At 68.9% G+C, this 22,483-nt stretch carries 15 protein-coding genes and 3 rRNA genes; 1 reads left to right on the forward strand and 17 read right to left on the reverse strand.

Annotation, left to right across the window (positions count from 1 at the left end; all coding sequences use genetic code 11):
- From FHX45_RS05015 to FHX45_RS05095, 17 genes are all read right to left on the reverse strand, one after another.
- The gene (locus FHX45_RS05015; RefSeq protein WP_167097070.1) at nt 1–1,011 is read right to left on the reverse strand and encodes an HAD-IIA family hydrolase; all 1,011 of its coding nucleotides are present in this window, start codon (nt 1,009–1,011) and stop codon (nt 1–3) included.
- Nucleotides 1,004–3,544: a hypothetical protein gene (locus FHX45_RS27945; RefSeq protein ID WP_243868927.1), complete on the reverse strand. Its 2,541-nt coding sequence runs from the start codon at nt 3,542–3,544 to the stop codon at nt 1,004–1,006. The genes FHX45_RS05015 and FHX45_RS27945 overlap by 8 nt, the downstream gene beginning before the upstream one ends.
- Nucleotides 3,545–3,641: 97 nt before the next feature.
- A 5S ribosomal RNA gene (gene rrf / locus FHX45_RS05025) occupies nt 3,642–3,758 on the reverse strand.
- 71 nt (nt 3,759–3,829) lie between these two features.
- Nucleotides 3,830–6,948: ribosomal RNA gene (locus tag FHX45_RS05030) — 23S ribosomal RNA — on the reverse strand.
- A 287-nt stretch (nt 6,949–7,235) separates the two neighbouring features.
- A 16S ribosomal RNA gene (locus FHX45_RS05035) occupies nt 7,236–8,760 on the reverse strand.
- Together the 16S, 23S and 5S rRNA genes form the textbook arrangement of a ribosomal RNA operon.
- A gap of 360 nt (nt 8,761–9,120) precedes the next feature.
- The gene (tyrS, locus tag FHX45_RS05040) at nt 9,121–10,395 is read right to left on the reverse strand and encodes a tyrosine--tRNA ligase (protein ID WP_167097072.1); all 1,275 of its coding nucleotides are present in this window, start codon (nt 10,393–10,395) and stop codon (nt 9,121–9,123) included.
- A 30-nt stretch (nt 10,396–10,425) separates the two neighbouring features.
- Nucleotides 10,426–11,049 (reverse strand): DNA-3-methyladenine glycosylase, encoded by a 624-nt coding sequence (locus FHX45_RS05045; protein ID WP_167097074.1) that lies wholly within the window; start codon nt 11,047–11,049, stop codon nt 10,426–10,428.
- Nucleotides 11,046–11,657: a VOC family protein gene (locus FHX45_RS05050; protein WP_341771355.1), complete on the reverse strand. Its 612-nt coding sequence runs from the start codon at nt 11,655–11,657 to the stop codon at nt 11,046–11,048. Before FHX45_RS05050 ends, FHX45_RS05045 begins: the two co-directional genes overlap by 4 nt.
- Nucleotides 11,654–13,072, reverse strand: coding sequence for an argininosuccinate lyase (argH, locus tag FHX45_RS05055; RefSeq protein WP_167097078.1), 1,419 nt, complete (start codon nt 13,070–13,072; stop codon nt 11,654–11,656). Before argH ends, FHX45_RS05050 begins: the two co-directional genes overlap by 4 nt.
- 9 nt (nt 13,073–13,081) lie before the next feature.
- Nucleotides 13,082–13,597, reverse strand: a complete 516-nt coding sequence (locus tag FHX45_RS05060) for an arginine repressor (protein WP_167097080.1) — start codon at nt 13,595–13,597, stop codon at nt 13,082–13,084.
- Nucleotides 13,594–14,529: an ornithine carbamoyltransferase gene (gene argF, locus FHX45_RS05065; protein WP_167097082.1), complete on the reverse strand. Its 936-nt coding sequence runs from the start codon at nt 14,527–14,529 to the stop codon at nt 13,594–13,596. The genes FHX45_RS05060 and argF overlap by 4 nt, the downstream gene beginning before the upstream one ends.
- A gap of 7 nt (nt 14,530–14,536) precedes the next feature.
- The gene (locus FHX45_RS05070) at nt 14,537–15,736 is read right to left on the reverse strand and encodes an acetylornithine transaminase (RefSeq protein ID WP_167097084.1); all 1,200 of its coding nucleotides are present in this window, start codon (nt 15,734–15,736) and stop codon (nt 14,537–14,539) included.
- Nucleotides 15,736–16,650 (reverse strand): acetylglutamate kinase, encoded by a 915-nt coding sequence (gene argB, locus FHX45_RS05075; protein ID WP_167097086.1) that lies wholly within the window; start codon nt 16,648–16,650, stop codon nt 15,736–15,738. The genes FHX45_RS05070 and argB overlap by 1 nt, the downstream gene beginning before the upstream one ends.
- Entirely contained in the window at nt 16,647–17,804 is a 1,158-nt protein-coding gene (gene argJ, locus FHX45_RS05080; protein ID WP_167097088.1) for a bifunctional glutamate N-acetyltransferase/amino-acid acetyltransferase ArgJ, read from the reverse strand. Before argJ ends, argB begins: the two co-directional genes overlap by 4 nt.
- The gene (argC, locus tag FHX45_RS05085) at nt 17,801–18,829 is read right to left on the reverse strand and encodes an N-acetyl-gamma-glutamyl-phosphate reductase (RefSeq protein ID WP_167097090.1); all 1,029 of its coding nucleotides are present in this window, start codon (nt 18,827–18,829) and stop codon (nt 17,801–17,803) included. Before argC ends, argJ begins: the two co-directional genes overlap by 4 nt.
- A 380-nt stretch (nt 18,830–19,209) precedes the next feature.
- Nucleotides 19,210–19,710 carry a helix-turn-helix domain-containing protein gene (locus tag FHX45_RS05090; RefSeq protein ID WP_167097092.1) on the reverse strand — a complete coding sequence of 167 codons (501 nt, stop codon included), beginning with the start codon at nt 19,708–19,710 and terminating at the stop codon, nt 19,210–19,212.
- Between the two features lie 351 nt (nt 19,711–20,061).
- Nucleotides 20,062–21,639: an alpha/beta hydrolase gene (locus FHX45_RS05095; RefSeq protein WP_167097094.1), complete on the reverse strand. Its 1,578-nt coding sequence runs from the start codon at nt 21,637–21,639 to the stop codon at nt 20,062–20,064.
- A gap of 121 nt (nt 21,640–21,760) precedes the next feature.
- On the opposite strand from FHX45_RS05095, the gene FHX45_RS05100 reads away from it, so the two are divergent.
- Nucleotides 21,761–22,456 (forward strand): DNA alkylation repair protein, encoded by a 696-nt coding sequence (locus tag FHX45_RS05100; RefSeq protein WP_167097096.1) that lies wholly within the window; start codon nt 21,761–21,763, stop codon nt 22,454–22,456.
- Nucleotides 22,457–22,483 lie beyond the last annotated feature (27 nt).

Here is a 22,483-nt window from a genome sequence, read left to right on the forward strand (position 1 = left end):
CTAACGGATCAGCTCGCCGCCGGAGGGCAGCCCCAGCTCGGCGAGGGCGCGCCGGGCGGGCTCGTCCCCGGCCCGCACCGCGGTGACGCCGGTGTCCCAGGCGAGGGCGCACAGGGTGCGCAGCAGGGCCAGCGGGGCACCCTCGCCGGTGGCCACGAGGACGTCCCCGTCCCGCTGGGCGTGCCAGCCGGGCTGCGGCGCGATGCGCAGCTCGCCGGCGGGCTCGGTGAGCGCGCCGAGGTCGGCACCCAGGTAGGTGGGCCGCTCCGCGGGGACCGCGGTGAGCAGGGTGGCGGGGGTGGCGACCCCGGTGAGCACGCACAGCGAGTCCATACCGGCGTTGACGGCACCGGCGATGTCGGTGTCCAGCCGGTCCCCGACCGTCAGCGGGCGGGTGGCGCCCGCCGAGCCGGCCGCCGTGTGGAACAGCGGGGCCTCGGGTTTGCCCGCCACCTCGGGAGTGGCGCCGGTGGCCGTGCGCAGGGCGGCGACCATCGAGCCGTTGCCGGGCAGCAGGCCGCGCTCGGTGGGGAGGGTGGTGTCGACGTTGCAGGCGACCCACACCGCGCCCGCCCGGATGGCGACGCACGCCTCGGCCAGGTCGGCCCAGCCGGTGCCGGGGTTGTGGCCCTGCACAACGGCGGCGACGCCGTCGCCGGCGTGGCGCACCGGAGCCAGCCCGGCGTCGGCGACCTCGGCTTCGAGCGCCGCGGTGCCGACGACGAGGACCACCGCGCCCCCGGGCAGCCGCTCGCCGAGCAGCTTCGCGGCGGCCTGGGCGCTGGTGCTGACCTCGCCGGGGGTCGCGTCGATGTCGAGCCCACGCAACTGGTCCGCGACGGCACCGGGCGCTTTGGACGCGTTGTTGGTGACGAAGCGGACCGGGGCACCGGCGTCGCGCAGCTGCCGGATCGCCGCCGCGGCCCCCGGAATGGCCCGGGGGCCGTGGTAGACGGTTCCGTCGAGGTCGAACAGGAACGCGTCGTAGCCGGCCTGCAGGGCGTCAGCCATCGGCGAGCTCCGCGGCCCGCTCGGCGGCGTCGGTCTCCTCGTCCTCGTCGGCGTCGGCGGCATGCAGGAACCAGCGGATCGCCTCGTCCCGCCGGTCGGCGGCCAGCAGGTTGTCCGCGTAGGCGTAGAACAGCCGCGCGCTCCACGGGTCGCGTTTGCGCGGGTCGAGGTCGTCACCCTGGAGGGAGACGACGGCCGCGTCGACCTGGCCGAGGTCGCGCCGCGCACCGGCGGCGACGATCTTCAGCTCGATCTCCACGTCCCGCGGGAGCTGGTGGCCCTGCATCTCCTTGGCGAGGTCGAGTGCCCGCTCGGGGCGGCCGAGGGCGCGCTCGGCGTCGGCGATGACGGCCACGTGCTGGTCGGTGCGGGTCATCCGACGGACGGCCCGCAGCTCGGCGAGGGCTTCCTGCCAGCGGCCGGCGTGGTAGGCGACCAGCCCGAGCGCCTCGCGGACGATCGGCACCCGGGAGGCGCGCGTCTTGGCGAACTTCGCGTGCGCCAGGGCGGCCTCGGGGTCGGTGTCGATCAGGTTCCCCGCGGCGACGAGGTGTTTGCCCACGGTCTCGGCGAGGGACTTCGGCAGGGTCCGCAACTCGCGGCGCACCTCCGCGTCGAGGTCGCTGAACTCGATGTCCTCGGGCAGTTCGGGCGCCTCGAGGAGCTCCCGCGCGAGGGCGGCGTCGTCGAGGTCTCGACCGCGCTTGCCGCGCCGGTCGTCGGTCCGGCGCTCCTCCCGGGGCGCGCGGCGGAACTCCGCGTCGGCGATTTCGACCTGCTCCTCGCGCGTCACGGGTTGCGCGGCACGGTCGACCAGGGCGAAATCGTCGTCGTCCGGCTCGCCACCGGGCTCCGTGGTGCCCCCGGCAGCGGCCACACCGAGCGGGCCGGATTCGTCGTCCGGCTCGCCCGGGGCGCCGGCCGCGGTGGCGTCCGGCTCGGTCCCGGTCGCGTCGCTGATGTCCGGTGTGGTCACCCCGTCCCGGGGCGAGGCGCCCTGCTGGCGTTCCGCGGTGCTCTCGCCGGCCGCCTCGTCCGCGACGGGCTGCTCCGTCCGGTCCTCGGGGGCGGGTACCGCACGGTCGAAGCGCTCGTCGTCGCGGCCGGACCGCGCCGGCCGGTCCGCGAACTTGCCACCGGGACGGTCGACGGTGCCACGTTCGCGGTCACCGAAGTTCCGGCCACCCGACCGCGTGTCGTTCCGGGCCCCGCGACGATCGTCGAAGGACCGCCCGCCGCGCCGGTCGTCGTCCCGCTTGCCGTAGCCGCCACGGCGGTCGTCGGCCGGCCGCCCACCACGGTTGCCGGAGGAGCGGTCGCGCTCGCCGGAACCAGGACGGCCGCCACGGTCGTAGGGCCGGTCACCGCGCCGGTCGGCGGACCGGTCTCCGCCGCCACGACCGCGGTTGTCGAAGGACCCCCCGCGCTTGTCGGCGGAGCGGTCGCGACCGCTGCCGAAGGAGCCGCCACTGCGCTTGTCGAAAGAGCGCTCACCACGGCGATCGTCGAAGGAGCCCGCGCGCCGGTCACCGCGCTCGCCCCGGCGGTTGTCGGCGGAGCCGGTGCGCCGGTCGTCGGAGCTGCGCTCGCCACGCCGTGCGTCGGAGGAGCCACGCTTGTCGAACGAGCCGCCGCGCCGCTCACCGGAGGCGCGCTCACCACCGCGGTTGTCGTAGGAGCCGGTGCGCCGGTCGCCGTAGGGCCGGTCACCCCGGGCGCCACCGCGATTGTCGTAGGAGCTGCTGCGCCGGTCACCATAGGGCCGGTCGCCGTAGGGCCGGTCACCGCGGCGGTTGTCCGCGGAGCGCTCGCCGCGGTTGTCGTCGCGCTTCCAGCCTGGACGGTCCCCGCCGCGGCGGTCGTCGTCGCGCTTCCAGCTGGGCCGGTCGCCACCAGCACGGTTGCCGCCGCCGCGGTTGTCGTCGCGGTTCCAGCCCGGACGGTCGCCACCGCGGCTCCCGCCCCGGCGGTCGTCATCACGCTTCCAGTTCGGCCGGTCGCCACCAGCACGGTTGCCGCCGCCGCGGTTGTCGTCGCGGTTCCAGCCCGGACGGTCGCCACCGCGGCTCCCGCCCCGGCGGTCGTCATCACGCTTCCAGTTCGGCCGGTCGCCACCAGCACGGTTGCCGCCGCCGCGGTTGTCGTCGCGGTTCCAGCCCGGACGGTCGCCACCGCGGCTCCCACCGCGGCGATCGTCGTCACGTTTCCAGTTGGGCCGGTCGCCGTCGCGGTTACCGCCCCGGCGGTCATCGTCGCGGTTCCAGTTCCCACGGCCGGTCCCGCCGCCGCGGCGGTCGCCGAAGTCGCGGCCTCCGCGGTCGTTCCTGTTGTCACCTCGCCGGTCGCCGAAGTCACGGCCACCGGATCGGTTGTCGTCCTGCCGGCCATATCCGCCCGACCGGCCACCCTGTCCCGCCTTGCCGCGCGGGGTGCCTCGCTGCGCTCCCGATCGCCCTGCGCCGGGAGCCGAATCGCGGCGCCGGGGGCGATCGGACGCGGCGTCGTCGAAGTCGCGCCGCCCGAAGTCCGCCACCTGGGCCTCCTCTTTCTCGGTTGTGAAGATCAGTAAACGCACCAAAGGCCCGTCAGGCGAGCCAAACGGCTATCCTAACGGGCCCTTGGGAAAGGGTGTTCGGCGGTGTCCTACTCTCCCACACCCGCGGGGGTGCAGTACCATCGGCGCTGGCAGGCTTAGCTTCCGGGTTCGGAATGGGACCGGGCGTTTCCCTGCCGCCATGACCACCGAAACTCTCCGAAACAACACCCAATTGCCTGGGTGTGGTGTCTCAGAGTTGCAGAGCGGATGCGTAGCAGCTTTGTGGGCAAGTCCTCGGCCTATTAGTACCAGTCCACTCAAAAACACATTACTGTGCGTCCATGTCTGGCCTATCAACCCAATCGTCTCTTGGGGGCCTTAACCCACAAAGGGGTGGGAGACCTCATCTAGGAACAGGCTTCCCGCTTAGATGCCTTCAGCGGTTATCCCTTCCGAACGTAGCTAACCAGCCATGCCACTGGCGTGACAACTGGCATACCAGAGGTTCGTCCGTCCCGGTCCTCTCGTACTAGGGACAGCCTTCCTCAAGTCTCCTACGCGCGCGGCGGATAGGGACCGAACTGTCTCACGACGTTCTAAACCCAGCTCGCGTGCCGCTTTAATGGGCGAACAGCCCAACCCTTGGGACCTACTCCGGCCCCAGGATGCGACGAGCCGACATCGAGGTGCCAAACCATGCCGTCGATATGGACTCTTGGGCAAGATCAGCCTGTTATCCCCGGGGTACCTTTTATCCGTTGAGCGACATCCCTTCCACCAGGAGATGCCGGATCACTAGTCCCTGCTTTCGCACCTGCTCGACCCGTCAGTCTCACAGTCAAGCTCCCTTGTGCACTTACACTCAACACCTGATTGCCAACCAGGCTGAGGGAACCTTTGGGCGCCTCCGTTACCTTTTAGGAGGCAACCGCCCCAGTTAAACTACCCACCAGGCACTGTCCCTGAACCCGATCAGGGCCCTAGGTTAGATTCCCAATCCGACCAGAGTGGTATTTCAACAATGACTCCACCCGAACTAGCGTCCAAGCTTCACAGTCTCCCACCTATCCTACACAAGCCGAACCGAAAACCAATACCAAGCTATAGTAAAGGTCCCGGGGTCTTTCCGTCCTGCCGCGCGTAACGAGCATCTTTACTCGTAGTGCAATTTCACCGGGCCTGTGGTTGAGACAGCCGGAAAGTCGTTACGCCATTCGTGCAGGTCGGAACTTACCCGACAAGGAATTTCGCTACCTTAGGATGGTTATAGTTACCACCGCCGTTTACTGGCGCTTAAATTCTCAGCTTCGCCCCACAAGGAGACTAACCGGTCCTCTTAACGTTCCAGCACCGGGCAGGCGTCAGTCCATATACATCGTCTTACGACTTCGCATGGACCTGTGTTTTTAGTAAACAGTCGCTTTCCGCTGGTCTCTGCGGCCAACTCACCCTAGCCCGCAAAGGGGCTTCAAGTGCTTTGGCCCCCCTTCTCCCGAAGTTACGGGGGCATTTTGCCGAGTTCCTTAACCACAGTTCACCCGACCGCCTTAGTATTCTCTACCTGACCACCTGTGTCGGTTTGGGGTACGGGCCGCACATGTTCTCGCTAGAGGCTTTTCTCGGCAGCATAGGATCACCCTACTTCACCTCAACGGCTACGCATCACGTCTCAGACACATAAGCAGCGGATTTACCTACCACTCGTCCTACACGCTTACACCAGTACAACCACTCACTGGCGGAGCTACCTTCCTGCGTCACCCCATCGCTTGACTACTACCAGCTCAGGCCCCACGCAGACCAACCTCAACCCGAAAGTCTCAGCCAGCCCGGGTGGTTAGTATCACCAGCCTCGTCATGGGCGAACATACGCGGGTACGGGAATATCAACCCGTTGTCCATCGACTACGCCTGTCGGCCTCGCCTTAGGTCCCGACTTACCCTGGGCAGATTAACTTGACCCAGGAACCCTTGGTCATCCGGCGGCAGAGTTTCTCACTCTGCATTCGCTACTCATGCCTGCATTCTCACTCCCACACCCTCCACCACTCGCTTCCACGGTGGCTTCCCCGGATGCAGGACGCTCCCCTACCCAACAACACCACTACACAACACTCACAAGGAGCGAAGTGGATGTACATGTGTCATTGACACGGCTTCGGCGGTGTACTTCAGCCCCGCTACATTATCGGCGCAGGACCACTTGACCAGTGAGCTATTACGCACTCTTTCAAGGATGGCTGCTTCTAAGCCAACCTCCTGGTTGTCTCGGCGACCCCACATCCTTTCCCACTAAGCACACACTTAGGGGCCTTAGCCGGTGTTCTGGGCTGTTTCCCTCTCGACGACGAAGCTTATCCCCCGCCGTCTCACTGCCGCACTCTCACGTGATGGTATTCGGAGTTTGGTTGACTTCGGTAACCCGGTAAGGCCCCTAGGCCATCCAGTAGCTCTACCCCCACCACGAAACATGCGACGCTGCACCTAAATGCATTTCGGGGAGAACCAGCTATCACGGAGTTTGATTGGCCTTTCACCCCTACCCACAACTCATCCCCCAGGTTTTCAACCCTGGTGGGTTCGGCCCTCCACGAGGTCTTACCCTCGCTTCAGCCTGGCCATGGGTAGATCACTCCGCTTCGGGTCTAGACCACGCGACTCACACGCCCTATTCAGACTCGCTTTCGCTACGGCTACCCCACACGGGTTAACCTCGCCACGCAGCACTAACTCGCAGGCTCATTCTTCAAAAGGCACGCCATCACAATCTCACGATCGCTCTGACGGCTTGTAGGCACACGGTTTCAGGTACTCTTTCACTCCCCTCCCGGGGTACTTTTCATCTTTCCCTCACGGTACTAGTCCGCTATCGGTCACCAGGAAGTATTTAGGCTTACCGAGTGGTCCCGGCAGATTCACAGCAAATTCCACGAGCTCGCTGCTACTCGGGAACACCAACACACCACACCAACACAGCTTTCGCGTACGGGACTCTCACCCACTCCGGTCCACCATCCCAGGCGGTTCCACTAGCCATGCAGCACGATGCCAGAAGTGTCAGCTCCTGGAAGTCAGGTCCCACAACCCCGCACACACAACCCCTGACAGGTATCACATGCGCACGGTTTAGCCTCCTCCGCTTTCGCTCGCCACTACTCACGGAATCACTAAGTGTTTTCTCTTCCTACGGGTACTGAGATGTTTCACTTCCCCGCGTTCCCTCCACGCACCCTATATATTCAGATGCGGGTAACACCTCATAACAGGTGCTGGGTTTCCCCATTCGGACACCCTCGGATCACAGCTCGGTTGACAGCTCCCCGAGGCTTATCGCAGCCTCCCACGTCCTTCATCGGCTCCTGATGCCAAGACATCCACCATGTGCCCTTAACAACTTGACCACAAAGATGCTCGCATCCACTCTGCAATTCTCAAACACCACACCCAGAAACAACACACGTGTTGCCTCAGGACCCAACAGCGTACCCATGAGCACCCACCGATCCGGCCAGCCATGCCGTTCCACACTCCCCGAAAGAAGCAGTACTAAACCATCACCACACCATCACGATGAGCATCAGCCAGCCGTCCACAATTCCTCGAGCGTCTGAGCAGGACCACACTCGGGCCCCTAACTCAGCCACCCCACGACCCACCGAAGCAGGCGTGGATGTGTTGTGCTCCTTAGAAAGGAGGTGATCCAGCCGCACCTTCCGGTACGGCTACCTTGTTACGACTTCGTCCCAATCGCCAGTCCCACCTTCGACCACTCCCTCCCCGCAAGCGGGGTTGGGCCATGGGCTTCGGGTGTTACCGACTTTCATGACGTGACGGGCGGTGTGTACAAGGCCCGGGAACGTATTCACCGCAGCGTTGCTGATCTGCGATTACTAGCGACTCCGACTTCACGCAGTCGAGTTGCAGACTGCGATCCGAACTGAGACCGGCTTTAAGGGATTCGCTCCACCTCACGGTATCGCAGCCCTCTGTACCAGCCATTGTAGCATGTGTGAAGCCCTGGACATAAGGGGCATGATGACTTGACGTCATCCCCACCTTCCTCCGAGTTGACCCCGGCAGTCTCCCGCGAGTCCCCGCCATTACGCGCTGGCAACACAGGACAAGGGTTGCGCTCGTTGCGGGACTTAACCCAACATCTCACGACACGAGCTGACGACAGCCATGCACCACCTGCACACCGGCCACAAGGGGGCCGACATCTCTGCCGGTTTCCAGTGCATGTCAAGCCCAGGTAAGGTTCTTCGCGTTGCATCGAATTAATCCACATGCTCCGCCGCTTGTGCGGGCCCCCGTCAATTCCTTTGAGTTTTAGCCTTGCGGCCGTACTCCCCAGGCGGGGCGCTTAATGCGTTAGCTACGGCACGGACAACGTGGAAGTCGCCCACACCTAGCGCCCAACGTTTACAGCGTGGACTACCAGGGTATCTAATCCTGTTCGCTCCCCACGCTTTCGCTCCTCAGCGTCAGTATCGGCCCAGAGACCCGCCTTCGCCACCGGTGTTCCTCCTGATATCTGCGCATTTCACCGCTACACCAGGAATTCCAGTCTCCCCTACCGAACTCAAGCCTGCCCGTATCCACTGCAGGTCCGGAGTTAAGCCCCGGATTTTCACAGCAGACGCAACAAGCCGCCTACGAGCTCTTTACGCCCAATAATTCCGGACAACGCTTGCACCCTACGTATTACCGCGGCTGCTGGCACGTAGTTAGCCGGTGCTTCTTCTCCAGGTACCGTCACTTACGCTTCGTCCCTGGCGAAAGAGGTTTACAACCCGAAGGCCGTCATCCCTCACGCGGCGTCGCTGCATCAGGCTTCCGCCCATTGTGCAATATTCCCCACTGCTGCCTCCCGTAGGAGTCTGGGCCGTGTCTCAGTCCCAGTGTGGCCGGACACCCTCTCAGGCCGGCTACCCGTCGTCGCCTTGGTAGGCCATCACCCCACCAACAAGCTGATAGGCCGCGGGCCCATCCCGTACCGCCGAAACTTTCCACCCACCACCATGCGGTGCCAGGTCATATCCGGTATTAGACCCCGTTTCCAGGGCTTATCCCAAAGTACAGGGCAGGTTACCCACGTGTTACTCACCCGTTCGCCACTCATCCACCCAGCAAGCTGGGCTTCAGCGTTCGACTTGCATGTGTTAAGCACGCCGCCAGCGTTCGTCCTGAGCCAGGATCAAACTCTCCAACAATGCTAGAAAATCGATCCGGCTATAATTCATAGCCTCAAAGGAACCCACAAAGGGTTCTAGCTAATCAAACTGGCATTAGCTCATCAATACACTGTTGAGTTCTCAAACAACACGTCTTGTTGTGTCACCCGACGACACCCGAAGCACAAAGCCCTACGACTTCGAACTCACTGTGGTTTCGTCCGGCGGCGGTCACCCACTCTACCACCCGAGGTGGGAGCTTGGTTCGTGACCCCCCGCCTGGTACCCCGTGCTCCTCGGCCTCTCGGCTCCGGCCCGGTCTCCCTGGCGACGAAGAGAAGATTACATGGTCGGAAACCCCCCTCGAACAGGGGGGTCCCTTAACCGCATTTACCCTGGTCAGGACCGCAATTTGACCCCTGCGGCGTGCCGCTTGCCCCGGCGCACCACGAGCCACGTCCCGTGCAGGGCGTCCGTCCGCTCCGGCCGCCACTCCTCGTCGGCGATCTTCGCGTTGTTCACGTACGCACCGCCCTCTTTCACCGTCCGCCGCGCCGCACCCTTGCTGTCGGCGAGGCCGGTGACGACGAGCAGGTCCACGATCGTGGGTTCGTCCGCCAGGCGCACCTCGCCGGTGGGCACCTCGCTCATCACCGAATCGAGGGTGCGCGCGTCCAGCTCGGTCAGTTCGCCCCGGCCGAACAGGGCCTGACTGGCGTTGATCACCTGGCGCGTCTGCTCGGCACCGTGCACCAGGGTCGTCAGCTCCTCGGCCAGCCGGCGCTGACCGGCCCGCAGGTGCGGCTTCTCCTCGGTGAGCTGCGCGATCTCGTCGATCTCGTCCCGCGGGACGAACGTGAGCATGCGCAGGTAGGGCACGACCTCGGCGTCCGCGACGTTGACGAAGTACTGGAACCACGCGTAGGGCGAAGTCATTCCCGGGTCGAGCCAGAGGTTGCCGCCCCCGGTGGACTTGCCGAACTTGCGGCCCTCGGAGTCGGTCACCAGCGGGGTCGTCAGCGCGTGCACGCTCGTCCCCTCCACCTTGCGGATGTAGTCCACCCCGCCGAGGATGTTGCCCCACTGGTCGGAGCCGCCGATCTGCAGCTTCGTCCCGTACTGCCGGTGCAGCCGCAGGTAGTCGTAGGACTGCAGGAGCAGGTAGCTGAACTCGGTGTAGGAGATGCCGTCGGTGGCCAGGCGCCGCTTCACCGTTTCGCGCGCCAGCATCACGTTGACCGAGAAGTGCTTGCCGACGTCGCGCAGGAACTCCAGCGCGGAGACATCCCGGAACCAGTTCAGGTTGTTCTCGACGATCGCCCCGGTCGGCGAGTCGTCGAAGGCCACGAACTTCGCGAGCTGCACCCGGATCTTCTCCAGCCGGGCCGCGGTGACCTCGGGGTCGACCAGCGACCGCTCCCCGACATCCCGCGGGTCCCCGATCTGACCGGTGGCCCCGCCGCCGAGCACGATGGGCCGGTGCCCGGCGCGCTGGAACCGGGCCAGCGTCAACAGCTGGACGAGGTTACCGGCATGCAGGCTGTCCGCAGTCGGGTCGAAACCGCCGTAAAGGGTGAGCGGACCGGCGTCCAGATCCTTCCGCAGCGCATCGAGGTCGGTGGACTGCGCGATCAGCCCGCGCCAGGACAGTTCGTCGAGGATGTGTTCGCTCACGTCTCGATACTCTCCTACGAGGTCAACGAGTTATGTGGCGGGTCGGACCCGCCCGCCCCGGCGGTAGGCCGACACCGCGGGCGAGTCGGCGATCCAGAACCGCCACGGGATGTCCATCGCCGCCGCCACCCCCACCCGGGGACCGGAGGAGACACGGCCGGAAGGGATTTCCTCCCCCGTCAGCAGGCGCACCGGCGAGCCCGGATCCAGGAGATCGGCACCGTTGTGCTGCGGGCCGATGCCCAGAGCCGAGGTCAGCCGCGCCGGGCCGCGACCCAGTTCGACGTCCTTGCGCGCGGCCTTGCGCCGCGAGCGCGCCAGGTCCGTGCCCTCGACGACCTCGGCCGCGCGCAGCAGGACCGCGCCCGCTTCGCCGTCCTCCCGCCCCACCACGTTGGCGCAGAAGTGCATGCCGTAGACGAAATACACGTAGAGGTGACCTGCCGGCCCCCACATCACCGTATTGCGCGCGGTGCGACCGCGGTAGCAGTGCGACGCCGGGTCGTCCTCGCCGCGGTAGGCCTCGACCTCGACCAGCCGCGCGCGGACGGTGCCCTCGGGACCGGTGGTTTCCAGGACCGACCCGAGCAGCACGCGGGCCAGGTCGACCGGGTCGATCGCGAGTTCCTCACGCTTGAACAGGCGGCCGGTCACCGGAGCACGACCACCCCGGACGGCGTGCGCAGCACGGCCTCCAGACCCGGCGCCGGACCGGGGACGACGGTCAGCCCTGCGTTCAGCGCGGCGAGCGGGCCGGCCACCAGACCCGGATCCGGGTGGATCCCGGACAGCGCCTCCAGCGTGGTGCCGGCGGGCAGGCCGCCGGCCGGATGCGGGGAATCCTGCCAGTCGATGAGGAACGGCACCACGCCCCCACCGTCCGCCGGAAAGGCCAGCGACCAGCGCAGCAGCACGCCGTCCGGCCTTCGGCGGGACATCGGCAGCGCGTCACCGAACACCTGAGCGGCCGCGCGCGGCCGCTCCAGCGCCGCGGGCAGGTCCGGCACGCGGACCGCCCAGGTGACCAGGCGCGGACCGGTCAGGTCGTCGATACCGAACCAGCGCGGTCCGTCCGGCGCCTCCTGCTCCGGGTCCGGGCCGATGACCTCGAGGTACGCGCCGTCGCCGAGGCCCGCCAGGTGGTTACGGGTGCCACGGCCGGGGTGCGGCCCGCCGGGCACCAGGCCGACCCCGCGCTCACGCAGGTCCGCCACCGTGCCGGCGAGGTCCGGTGTCGCATAGACCAGGTGGTCGAGGATCACGCGATCCACTTCCGGTGGTCGGCGACCCGCGCGACGAGCCGGTCGAGCTGCTCGGCCACCCGCGCCGGAGCGGTGCCCCCGCGCGCGTCGCGGGAAGCGACCGAACCTTCGACGGTCAGCACGTCACGCACCCGCGGGGTGAGCGCCGGGCTGATCTTCGCCAGTTCCTCGTCGGTGAGCTCGTCGAGCCCGACGCCCCGCGCCTCGGCGACCCGCACGCACTCCCCCGCCGCTTCGTGCGCGAGGCGGAACGGCACGCCCTGCCGGACCAGCCACTCGGCGATGTCGGTGGCGAGGGTGAAACCGGCCGGCGCCAGCTCCGCGAGCCGGCCGGTGTGGAAGGTCAGGGTGCCGATCATGCCCGCGATGGCCGGGAACAGCAGCTCCAGCTGCTCGACGGAGTCGAAGACCGGTTCCTTGTCCTCCTGCAGGTCCCGGTTGTAAGCCAGCGGCATGCCCTTGAGCGTGGCCAGCAGGCCCGTCAGGTTGCCGATCAGCCGTCCGGACTTGCCCCGCGTCAGCTCGGCGACGTCCGGGTTCTTCTTCTGCGGCATGATCGAACTACCGGTCGCCCACGCGTCGTCCAGCGTCACGTAGCCGAACTCGGCGGTGTTCCAGATGATGACCTCCTCCGCGATGCGGGAGAGGTGCACACCCAGCATGGCCAGCACGAACGCGAACTCCGCCGCGAAGTCGCGGGAGGCGGTGCCGTCGATCGAGTTCTCCACGCTGGCGCCGAAGCCCAGCTCGGCGGCCACCGCCTCGGGATCGAGCCCCAGGGAGGACCCGGCGAGCGCACCGGACCCGTAGGGCGACTCGGCGGTGCGGACGTCCCAGTCCCGCAGGCGGCTCACGTCGCGCAGCAGCGACTGCGCATGCGCCAGCAGGTGATGCGCCAGCAGGACCGGCTGGGCGTGCTGGAGATGGGTGCGGCCCGGCAGGATCGCATCCGGGTGCCGGCGCGCCTGCGCGACCAGCGCGTCGACCACGTCCAGGGTGCCGGCCGCGACGCGCTTGCCGGCGTCGCGCAGCCACATCCGGAACAGGGTGGCGACCTGGTCGTTGCGCGACCGGCCGGCGCGCAGCTTCCCGCCCAGCTCCGGCCCCGCCCGGTCGATCAGGCCGCGTTCGAGCGCGGTGTGCACGTCCTCGTCCGCGACGGTCGGGGTGAAGGCCCCGGACTGCACGTCCGCGGCGAGTTCGTCCAGCGCCGCGAGCATCCCGGTGAGCTCGTCCCCGGTCAGGAGACCGGCCTGGTGCAGCACGCGGGCGTGTGCGCGGGAACCGGCGATGTCGTAGGGCGCCAGCCGCCAGTCGAAGTGGGTCGACGCGCTCAGCGCCGCCATCGCCTCGGCCGGCCCGCTGCTGAAGCGCCCGCCCCAGAGGGCGATCCCCGGTTGGCCGTTGTCTGCCATGTGTTCGTCTCAGCCTTCGCTCTGCTCGTGGTGTTCGGAGTCCAAAGTAGAGGAGCGCTGTGCCAGGGCGGCGAACCGGTCGGCCAGATCCCGCCCGGTGAGCGGTTCGCGCGCGATCACCGCCACCGTGTCGTCCCCGGCGATCGAGCCGACCACCTCCTCCAGTGCGGCCCGGTCGATCGCGCTGGCCAGGAACTGCGCCGCACCCGGCGGCGTGCGCAGCACCGTCAGGTTGCCGGAGGAATCGACCGACACCATCAGCTCGGCCAGCAACCGGGACAGGCGGGACGTGCCACCCTGCACCCCGCGCACGGGACTGCCGTCCTCCGGGATCACGTACACCGGCGCGCCCGAGTCCGCCCCGCGCAGTTTGACCGCACCGAGCTCGTCGAGGTCCCGCGACAGCGTGGCCTGCGTGACCTCGACCCCCTCGGCCGCCAGCAGCTTCGCCAGCTCGGTCTGGCTGCGGATGGCCATCGACGACACCAGCTCGACGATGCGGGCCTGCCGGGCGGCGCGGTTCATCGTCGCGCGTCCTCCTGCTGCAGGAGCCACACGAGAAGCGCCTTCTGCGCGTGCAGGCGGTTCTCCGCCTCGTCCCACACCGCGCTCGACGGGCCGTCGAGCACCTCGTCGGTGATTTCCCAGCCGCGGTGCGCGGGCAGGCAGTGCAGCACGATCGCGTCGTCGGCCGCCTCCGCCAGCAGCGATGCGTTGACCTGGAGCTTCCGGAACGGCGTGACGCGATCCATGCCGTCGTTCTCCTGGCCCATGGAGGTCCAGGTGTCGGTGACGAGGACGTCCGCGCCCTCGACCGCGGCGTTCGGGTCGGTGAACAGGCCCACAGTGCCGCCGGTCTCCGCCGCGCGTTTCCTGGCATCGGTCACCACGTCCGCGTCCGGCTGGAACCCCTCGGGGGCCACCACCCGGACGTGCAGGCCCGCGGTGACACCACCGAGCAGCAGCGAATGGGCCATGTTGTTGGCGCCGTCGCCGAGGTAGGTGAGGGTCAGCCCGGCGAGAGTGCCCTTGCGCTCGCGGATCGTCTGCAGGTCGGCCAGCACCTGACACGGGTGGAACTCGTCGGTCAGCGCGTTGACCACCGGGACCGTCGCGGTCGAGGCCATCGCGACGATGCGCTGCTGGGCGAAGGTGCGCCAGACCACCGCGTCCACGTATCGGGAGAGCACCCGGGCGGTGTCCTCGATCGTCTCCTCGCGGCCCAGCTGCATCGACCGGCCGTCCACGATGATCGGATGACCACCCAGCTGGGCGATACCGACCTCGAACGACAACCGGGTGCGCGTGGAGTTCTTCTCGAACAGCACGGCCACCGACTTGGGGCCGGCGAGCGACCGGTTGCCCAGCGGGTCCTTCTTCAGCTCGGCGGCCAGGTCGAGCACGGCCAGCTGTTCGTCCGGGGTCAGGTCGTCGTCACGCAGGAAGTGGCGGGGCATCGGGCAGTCAGTCCTTCGGGGTGGTGGTGTCGAGTGCGCCGGGCAGTGCGGCGAGGAAGCCTTCGGCCTGGTCCTGGCTCAGGATCAGGGGCGGCGCGAGCCGGATCGTGTCCGGGGCGACCGGGTTGACCAGGTAGCCCGCGGCCTGCGCGGCCTGGGCCACGGCCGGTGAGACCGGCTCGTTGAGCATGATGCCGATCAGCAGACCAGCCCCGCGCACACCCTTGACCAGCGGGTGCGCCAGCTCCTCCACGCCGGCGGCCAGGTCCTTGCCCACGCGGGAGACATGGTCGATCAGTCCGTCCCGGGAGATGGCCCGCAGCACCGCGAGGCCCGCGGCGCAGCACACGGGGTTGCCGCCGAAGGTCGTGCCGTGCTGGCCGGGTTTGAACAGGTCGCCGGCCGCACCGACGCCGATCACGGCGCCCAGCGGCAGGCCGCCGCCGAGACCCTTGGCGAGGGTGACGACGTCCGGGATGACCCCGGCCCGCTGGAAGGCGAACCACGTACCGGTGCGGCCGATACCGGTCTGCACCTCGTCCAGCACCAGCAGGGCCCCGGTCGCCTTGGTGATCTCCCGGGCGGCCTGCAGGTAGCCGTCGGGCGCGGGAACGACACCGGCTTCGCCGAGGATCGGCTCGAGGAACACCGCGGCGGTGTCGGTGTCGACAGCCGCGCGCAGAGCATCGGCGTCACCGTAGGGGACGTGCACCACGCCCGGCACCAACGGCTCGAACGGCTCCTTCTTCCCGGGCTGACCCGTCAGCGACAGCGAGCCCATCGTGCGCCCGTGGAAGGCGCCCTCGCAGGCGACGACCTTGGTGCGGCCGGTGAGCCTGCTGATCTTCAGCGCCGCCTCGTTGGCTTCCGCGCCGGAGTTGACGAACAGGACCTTCGCCTGCCCGGCCAGGCCGGCGACGTCCAGCAGCGCCTCGGCCAGCTCGACCGTGACCGGGTTGACGTAGAGGTTGGAGGTGTGGCCCAGCTTGGTGATCTGCTCGGTCACCGCTCGCACGACGTCCGGGTGCGCATGCCCGAGCGCGTTGACCGCGATGCCGCCGACCAGGTCGACGTACTCGGTGCCGTCGGCGTCCCAGACGCGGGCGCCTTCGCCGCGCACCAGGGTGAGGCCGGGGGTGCCGTAGTTGTCCATCAGTGCGGACTGCCAGTGCCGGCGGCCGTCCACATTGGAGGTGAGCGCGTCCATCAGGACTCCTGTTCCGGGAGGACCATGGTGCCGATCCCGCGGGAGGTGAAGACCTCGAGCAGAACCGAGTGGGCGATGCGGCCGTCGATGACGTGGGCGGTGCGCGCGCCACCGCGCACCGCGCGCACGCAGGCCTCCATCTTCGGGATCATGCCGCTGGCCAGCGTGGGCAGCAACTCCTCGAGCCGGTCGACGCGGATCCGGTCGATCAGCGACGAGCGGTCCGGCCAGTTCGCGTACAGGCCCTCGACGTCGGTGAGCACCACGAGCTTCTCCGCGTCGAGCGCGGCGGCGAGCGCGCCGGCCGCGGTGTCCGCGTTGACGTTGTGCACCACGCCGTCCGCGTCCGGGGCCACTGTGGACACCACCGGGATGCGGCCCGCGTTGACGATGTCCAGCACCGCGTCCGGGTTGACCGAGGCGACCTCGCCGACCAGGCCCACGTCGACGGACTCGCCGTCAACGGTGGCGTGCTTGCGTTCGGCGGTGAACAGCTGCGCGTCCTCACCGGAAATGCCGACCGCATACGGTCCGTGTGCGTTGATCAGGCCTACCAGCTCGCGGCTGACCTGGCCGACGAGAACCATGCGGACGATGTCCATCGTCTCCGGGGTGGTGACCCGCAGGCCGCCCTTGAACTCGCCGACGAGCCCGACTCGTTCCAGCATCGCGGTGATCTGCGGGCCGCCGCCGTGCACGACCACCGGGCGCAGACCGGCCAGCCGCAGGAACACCATGTCCTGCGCGAACGCGCGCTTGAGCTCGTCGTCGATCATCGCGTTGCCGCCGTACTTGACGACCACGGTCGCGCCGTGGAAGCGCTGCAGCCAGGGCAGAGCCTCGATCAGCACGCCGGCCTTCTCGGCCGCGGTGGACATCCGATCGTCGGCCGCGACCAGTTCGGGAGGAGTCATGAGGAGTAGGCGCTGTTCTCTTCGACGTAGGCGTGCGACAGGTCGGTGGTGAAGATCGTGGCCTCGCTCGAGCCGATGCCGAGATCGATGACGATCTCGACCGCCCGGCCGGACAGGTCGGCCGCGGACCGGTCGGCCGCGGTGGTGCCGCCTGCGAACAAGGTGACGCCGTTGATCGTGATCGACAGCGTCCCCGGGTCGATCTCCGCCTGGGCGCGGCCGACGGCCATCGCGATGCGGCCCCAGTTCGGGTCCGAGCCGAACAGCGCGGTCTTGACCAGGTTGTCCTCGGCGACGGTGCGGCCGACGTTGATCGCATCCTGCTCGCTGGCCGCTCCGCGGACCACCACGTCGACCTCCTTCGTGACGCCCTCGGAGTCGGCCCGCAACTGCTGGACGAGGTCCATGCAGGCCGCGGTGAGCACGTCGGTGAACTCGTCCAGGCCGGGGGTGATGCCGCTGGCGCCCGAGGCGAGCACGAGGACCGTGTCGTTGGTGGACGTGCCACCGTCCACGTCGAGCCGGTCGAAGGTGACGCGGGTGGCGGCGCGCAGGGCCGCGTCGAGTGCGTCCGGGTCCACGGCCGCGTCCGTGGTCAGGACGGACAGCATCGTCGCGAGGTTGGGCGCGAGCATGCCCGCGCCCTTGGCGAAACCGCCGACGCTCCAGCCGCCGCCGGGCTGCAGCGTCTGCTTCGGTTTCGTGTCCGTGGTCATCACGGCGCTGGCGGCGGCGAGCGCGGACTCGGCCGTGGTGTCCAGCGCCTTGACCGCCGCGTCCACTCCGGACAGAACGGCCGGCATGGGCAGCCGCTCCCCGATCAGCCCGGTCGAGCACACCGCCACGTCGATCGCGCCGACCTCGAGCAGCTCGGCGACCTTCTCGGCGGTGGCGTGCGTGTCCTGGAACCCACCGGGACCGGTGGCCGCGTTCGCGCCGCCGGAGTTGAGCACGACCGCGCGCAACCGCTTGTGCCGCAACACCTCCTGGGACCACAGCACCGGCGCGGCCTTGACCACGTTGCGGGTGAAGACGCCCGCGGCCGCCTGATCCGGCCCGTCGTTGACGACCAGCGCGAGGTCCAGGGCGCCGGAGGCCTTGATCCCGGCGGCGACGCCTGCGGCGCGGAACCCCTTCGGTCCGGTCACGGTCACGGTGCGACTCCTACTGTCGGAAGGCCGGTGGTCTCCGGGAGACCGAGTGCGATGTTCATGGACTGGATGGCACCGCCCGCGGTGCCCTTGGTCAGGTTGTCGATCGCGGCCACGACGACCAGCCGCCCGGCGTCGGCGTCCACCGCGACCTGGAGCTGCACGTTGTTCGAGCCCAGCGTCGCCGCCGTGACCGGCCAGCTGCCCTCGGGCAGCACCTGCACGAACGGCTCGGCCTGATAGGCCTTCTCGTACACCGCGCGGGCCGCCGCTGTGTCGGTCTCCCCGGCCAGCGGCGCGCTCGCCGTGGTCAGGATCCCGCGCGGCATCGGCGCGAGGACCGGCGTGAACGACACGGTCACCGGAACCCCGGCCACCGCGCCCAGGTTCTGCGCCAGCTCCGGCGTGTGCCGGTGCGCACCGCCGACACCGTAGGCGCTGGCCGACCCCATGACCTCGGACCCCAGCAGGTGCGGCTTGAGACTCTTGCCCGCGCCCGAGGTTCCGGTCACCGCGGTGATCGTCACCTCGGGCCGCACCAGCCCGGCAGCGAGCGCCGGTGCCAGCGCCAGCGTTCCCCCGGTCGGGAAGCAGCCCGGCACCGCGATGCGCTTGGTGCCGGCGAGCTGCTCACGCGCACCGGGCAGTTCCGGCAGGCCGTAGGGCCAGGTCCCGGCGTGGTCACCGCCGTACCAGCGCGCCCAGTCGGCCGCGCTGACCAGCCGGTGGTCGGCGCCAAGGTCGACGACCAGCACGTCCGGCCCGAGCTGGGCCGCGATCTCCGCCGACCGACCGTGCGGCAGCGCGAGGAAGACCACGTCGTGGCCGCCCAGCGTCTCGGCGCTGGTCTCCTCCAGGGTGCGCCCGGCCAGCGGGACCAGGTGGGGCTGATGCTGACCCAGCGGGGTGCCGGCGCTGCTCGCCGCCGTCACCGCACCGATTTCGACCTCCGGGTGCGCCAGCAGCAGGCGGAGGGCTTCCCCGCCCGCGTACCCGCTCGCCCCGGCCACCGCGACCTTCACCGTCATACGAATGATTATGCATTGCCGCGAAAGATCAATCAAACCAGATGGTGTGGAGTCACAGGGCCGGGAAACGAGCGAGCATCAGGCGGCGCCAGCACGCACGCCGGCTGCCAGCCGGGCGCCAGGCACGGATCCGGGCACTCGGAAGGGGCGCCAGATCCGGCACGACGCTCGGGCGCGCAGCGCTGAGCTGCCCGTCCGCCGCTACTCACGGAGCACGGGACCGTCGGCAGCCGGCTCGTCCGCCATCCCCCGCACGGCGTGCCGTCCACGTGCCACCGGATCTTCGCTCGGCTGTCATCGGTACCGCCGATCGCACGTGGGGCTGTCGAGCGGCCGCGAACCGGGGACAGGCGCGGCCGCGCACGAAGACCGTCCGCCGGTCACGCCGCATCGCCGGTCCCCGGCGTCGTGGCCCGCATGCTGGGCGGATCGGGCAGGTACTCGCCGCGGCGTTCCGGGTCGCAGCCCACCCGCGGCAGACGGGCGCGGATCCCGCCGGGGCTGCGTCCGAGTTCGCGGGCGATGTCGGCGACGCGCTCCCCGGCGATCCACCTGCGCTCGAGTTCGGCGTCGAGCTCCGCGGTCCACGGGCAGCCCTGGCCGGCGGGACGGTCACGGCCTCTTCGGCCACCGGGATCGGCGAGTGCCGCGTGATGTCGCAGGGTCTCCGACAGCACCGTGCCGACGGTGCCGGCCGCGCCCGCGGTCACCTCGATCTGCCCGTCGGCGACCGGTTCGCCGTCGGGGCCGGCGGCGCCGATCCGGATCAGCAGCCGGCCGTCGTGCAGGTCCCGGTCGCCGTCCGGCAGGGCCGCGACCTCGATGCAAATGGTGGTGTCGCCGGCGCGGAGAGTGCTCCGGTGCTCTTCGATGATGTTCATGGGCCGGCACGCTAACGACACCCTCCGACAATTTCGGTCACCTGCCGTCGCCAGGCCATCGCGCACCGAAATTGTCGGACCCGCGGTTTAACGTGGTCCGCCTCATCACCGACCACTGGGGGCAGACATGGAGAGCGGGCAGTCGTGGCGCGTCGTCGGGAGCGGGCCGGCACCGAACCCGGCCCGCTCGGGCGTCGTCTCCGCACCGAGCACCGGGCTCACCTCCACCGGACGGCAGAGCCGATGAACGCGCCGCTCCGCGGCGACTGGATCCCGGGCCCGGCCCTGCCGAACCGCCGCGGCGCGGACCTCCGCACCGGGCGGCCCCGGGCATCCGGCCGGAACGGGCTGCTACCGCACCACGGCCCGCAACACGTCGCGCAACACGGCGGGCTGCCCGGCCCGGACACGATCCGAACGCGCGCCGGCCGCGCCGCCGGGAACCGGTTCCGGCAGCGGATCGCACAGGGCGTCCGGGCCGTCGCCCTTCTGACGCGGCGGCAGCGCACCGGTGGCGAGGTAGTCCGCGATCCGGTCGTCGACGCAGGCGTCCCCGGACAGGGAGCCGGCGTGCGTGGTGCCGCCGGGCTCCCCGATCAGGCTCGAGCGCGGGAAGCGGCGGCGCACCTCCAGGTTGCCGGTGAACGGCGTGGCCGCGTCGAACTCCTCACCGATGAGCAGGGCGCCCGCGACGCGACGACCGTCCACGTCCACCGCCTTGCCCGCGGGCACCGGCCAGGTACGGCACGGCGCGTTGTACCAGGCGTTGCCCCAGGTCTCGAACCGCGCCTTCGCGTAGGTGATCCAGTTGTCCACCTTCCAGGTGGTCCAGCTCCGCGGCCACGGCGCATCGGTGCACTGCACGGCGTTGTAGACGGCGAACCCGTTGTCGTCGCCGGGCGAGCTCGTCCGGTCGTAGCGGGTCTTGAGCGTCTGCCAGTCGCGCTGGTGCACCCAGCCCGCGAAAGCCTTCGCCAGATCTTCCCAGGTGGACTGGTAGTAGCCCGCCTGCAGGAAGATGTCGGTCCACTCGTCCGGCCCGATCACACCGCCGGCCGGCTCGTCGGACAGCTCACGCTGCTGGGCGTACCACAAGTCCTCGACCGCCTCGGCCGTCGTACCCAGGTGGTAGGCATCGTCGTGCCGGGCCAGCCAGTCGAAGTAGACCTTGATGTTGCGGTCGAAGGCGAGGTCCTGGTCCAGATTCGCCTGATAGAAAACTTTTCGCGGATCGACGTTGCTGTCCAGCACCATCCGTCGCACCCGCTCGGGGTACCGGGTCGCGTACACCTGACCGAGATAGGTGCCGTACGAGAACCCGTAGTAGTTGATCTGCTCGGCGCCCAGCGCCTGGCGCAGGCTGTCCAGGTCCCGCGCGACATCCGTGGTGCGCATGTGCTCGAGCAGCGAGCCGTTCTTCGCGCAGGCCGTGGCGTAGTCCTGGGAAGCGCCCAGCCAGAACTGTTCCAGCTGCGGGGTGGCCGGCACGTACGCGGGACGGTGGTAGCCGAAGTGCCTGGGATCGCAGGACAGCGCCGGCCGGCTCGACCCGACGCCCCGCGGGTCGAACCCGACCCAGTCGTAGGAGTTCCCGGCCCCCTTCGGCACCGCCCGGCCGAGCGCCGAGAGCCCCAGTCCGGAACCGCCGGGTCCGCCGGGGTTGACGAGCATGATGCCCTGGTAGTCGGTGTTCGTGTGCCGCACGCGCGAGACCGCGAGCGAGATCTTCACGCCGGCCGGATCCTGGTAGTCCAGCGGCACGGCGAGGAATCCGCATTCCGCGCCGGCGTGGGCCAGATCCTCCGACTCGCACGGTCCCCACTGGACCGGCGCGGGCACGAACTCCGGCGGTGCGGCGGCGGCAGGCGTGGCCACCAGGCAGCTCGCCAGCACACCGGCCGCGAGGATCCCGGGCACGAACTTGCTCACAGTGCTCCCTCTCGTCGGCTGAGCGGTCAGAATCTCACCACAAGATCGTGGAATCCGGTCCGGTCCGCCAGCCGACGCGCGGCGGCGCCCGGGATCCCACCCGTCCGGAAAGGGAGGTCGGATGGACGAAGTGGACGAACTGGTCCGGGCGGCGCGCGCTGGACTGGCGCACCTCGCCGATCCGGTGAAGGCGCCGGCGATGCGGCGGTACATGAAGTCCGAGATGGACTTCCGTGGCGTGCCCAAACCGGAGCGGTCGAGGCTGGCCCGGCGGGTGTTCGGGGAGCATCCCCTGCCGGACCGGGAGTCCTTCGTCGCCGCGGTGCGGGAGCTGTGGCGCAACGCGGCGTTCCGGGAAGAGCGATACCTGGCGATCGACCTCACCGGGCACCGGCCCTACGCCCGCTGGCAGGACCACACGCTGATCCCGCTGTACGAGGAAATGATCGTCAGTGGCGCGTGGTGGGACTATGTCGACGAGATCGCCATCCGGCGAATCGGTCCGCTCCTGCGGGCCGATCCGGAGCGCGTGACGCCGGTGGTGCGGCGCTGGGCGCGGGACGCGGACAGGTGGCGGCGCCGGACCGCCGTGATCTGCCAGGTGGGCGCCCGGGGCAACACCGAGCCCGGCCTGCTGACCTCGGCGATCGAGGCGAACCAGGACGACGGCGACTTCTTCCTGCGCAAGGGGATCGGCTGGGCGCTGCGCGACTACGCCCGCACGGCTCCGGACTGGGTGCGCGCCTTCGTCGAGGCGCATCCCGCGCTGTCGCCGTTGTCAGTGCGGGAGGCGCTCAAACACCTCGGCCGCGGATGAGTCCGCGGCCGAGGAGGGTGCACCGGC

Origin of the sequence: Amycolatopsis granulosa (genome assembly GCF_011758745.1) — a bacterium.
In the GTDB taxonomy this organism is placed as follows: domain Bacteria; phylum Actinomycetota; class Actinomycetes; order Mycobacteriales; family Pseudonocardiaceae; genus Amycolatopsis_E; species Amycolatopsis_E granulosa.

What these genes read in the sequence shown, in the direction of transcription:
- argH (WP_167097078.1), bottom strand. Translation starts at nt 13,072, where the DNA reads ATGGCAGACAACGGCCAACCGGGGATCGCCCTCTGGGGCGGGCGCTTC.
- argB (WP_167097086.1), bottom strand. Translation starts at nt 16,650, where the DNA reads ATGACTCCTCCCGAACTGGTCGCGGCCGACGATCGGATGTCCACCGCG.
- argF (WP_167097082.1), bottom strand. Translation starts at nt 14,529, where the DNA reads ATGCCCCGCCACTTCCTGCGTGACGACGACCTGACCCCGGACGAACAG.
- FHX45_RS05015 (WP_167097070.1), bottom strand. Translation starts at nt 1,011, where the DNA reads ATGGCTGACGCCCTGCAGGCCGGCTACGACGCGTTCCTGTTCGACCTC.
- argC (WP_167097090.1), bottom strand. Translation starts at nt 18,829, where the DNA reads ATGACGGTGAAGGTCGCGGTGGCCGGGGCGAGCGGGTACGCGGGCGGG.
- FHX45_RS05060 (WP_167097080.1), bottom strand. Translation starts at nt 13,597, where the DNA reads ATGAACCGCGCCGCCCGGCAGGCCCGCATCGTCGAGCTGGTGTCGTCG.
- FHX45_RS05090 (WP_167097092.1), bottom strand. Translation starts at nt 19,710, where the DNA reads ATGAACATCATCGAAGAGCACCGGAGCACTCTCCGCGCCGGCGACACC.
- FHX45_RS05100 (WP_167097096.1), top strand. Translation starts at nt 21,761, where the DNA reads ATGGACGAAGTGGACGAACTGGTCCGGGCGGCGCGCGCTGGACTGGCG.
- FHX45_RS05070 (WP_167097084.1), bottom strand. Translation starts at nt 15,736, where the DNA reads ATGGACGCGCTCACCTCCAATGTGGACGGCCGCCGGCACTGGCAGTCC.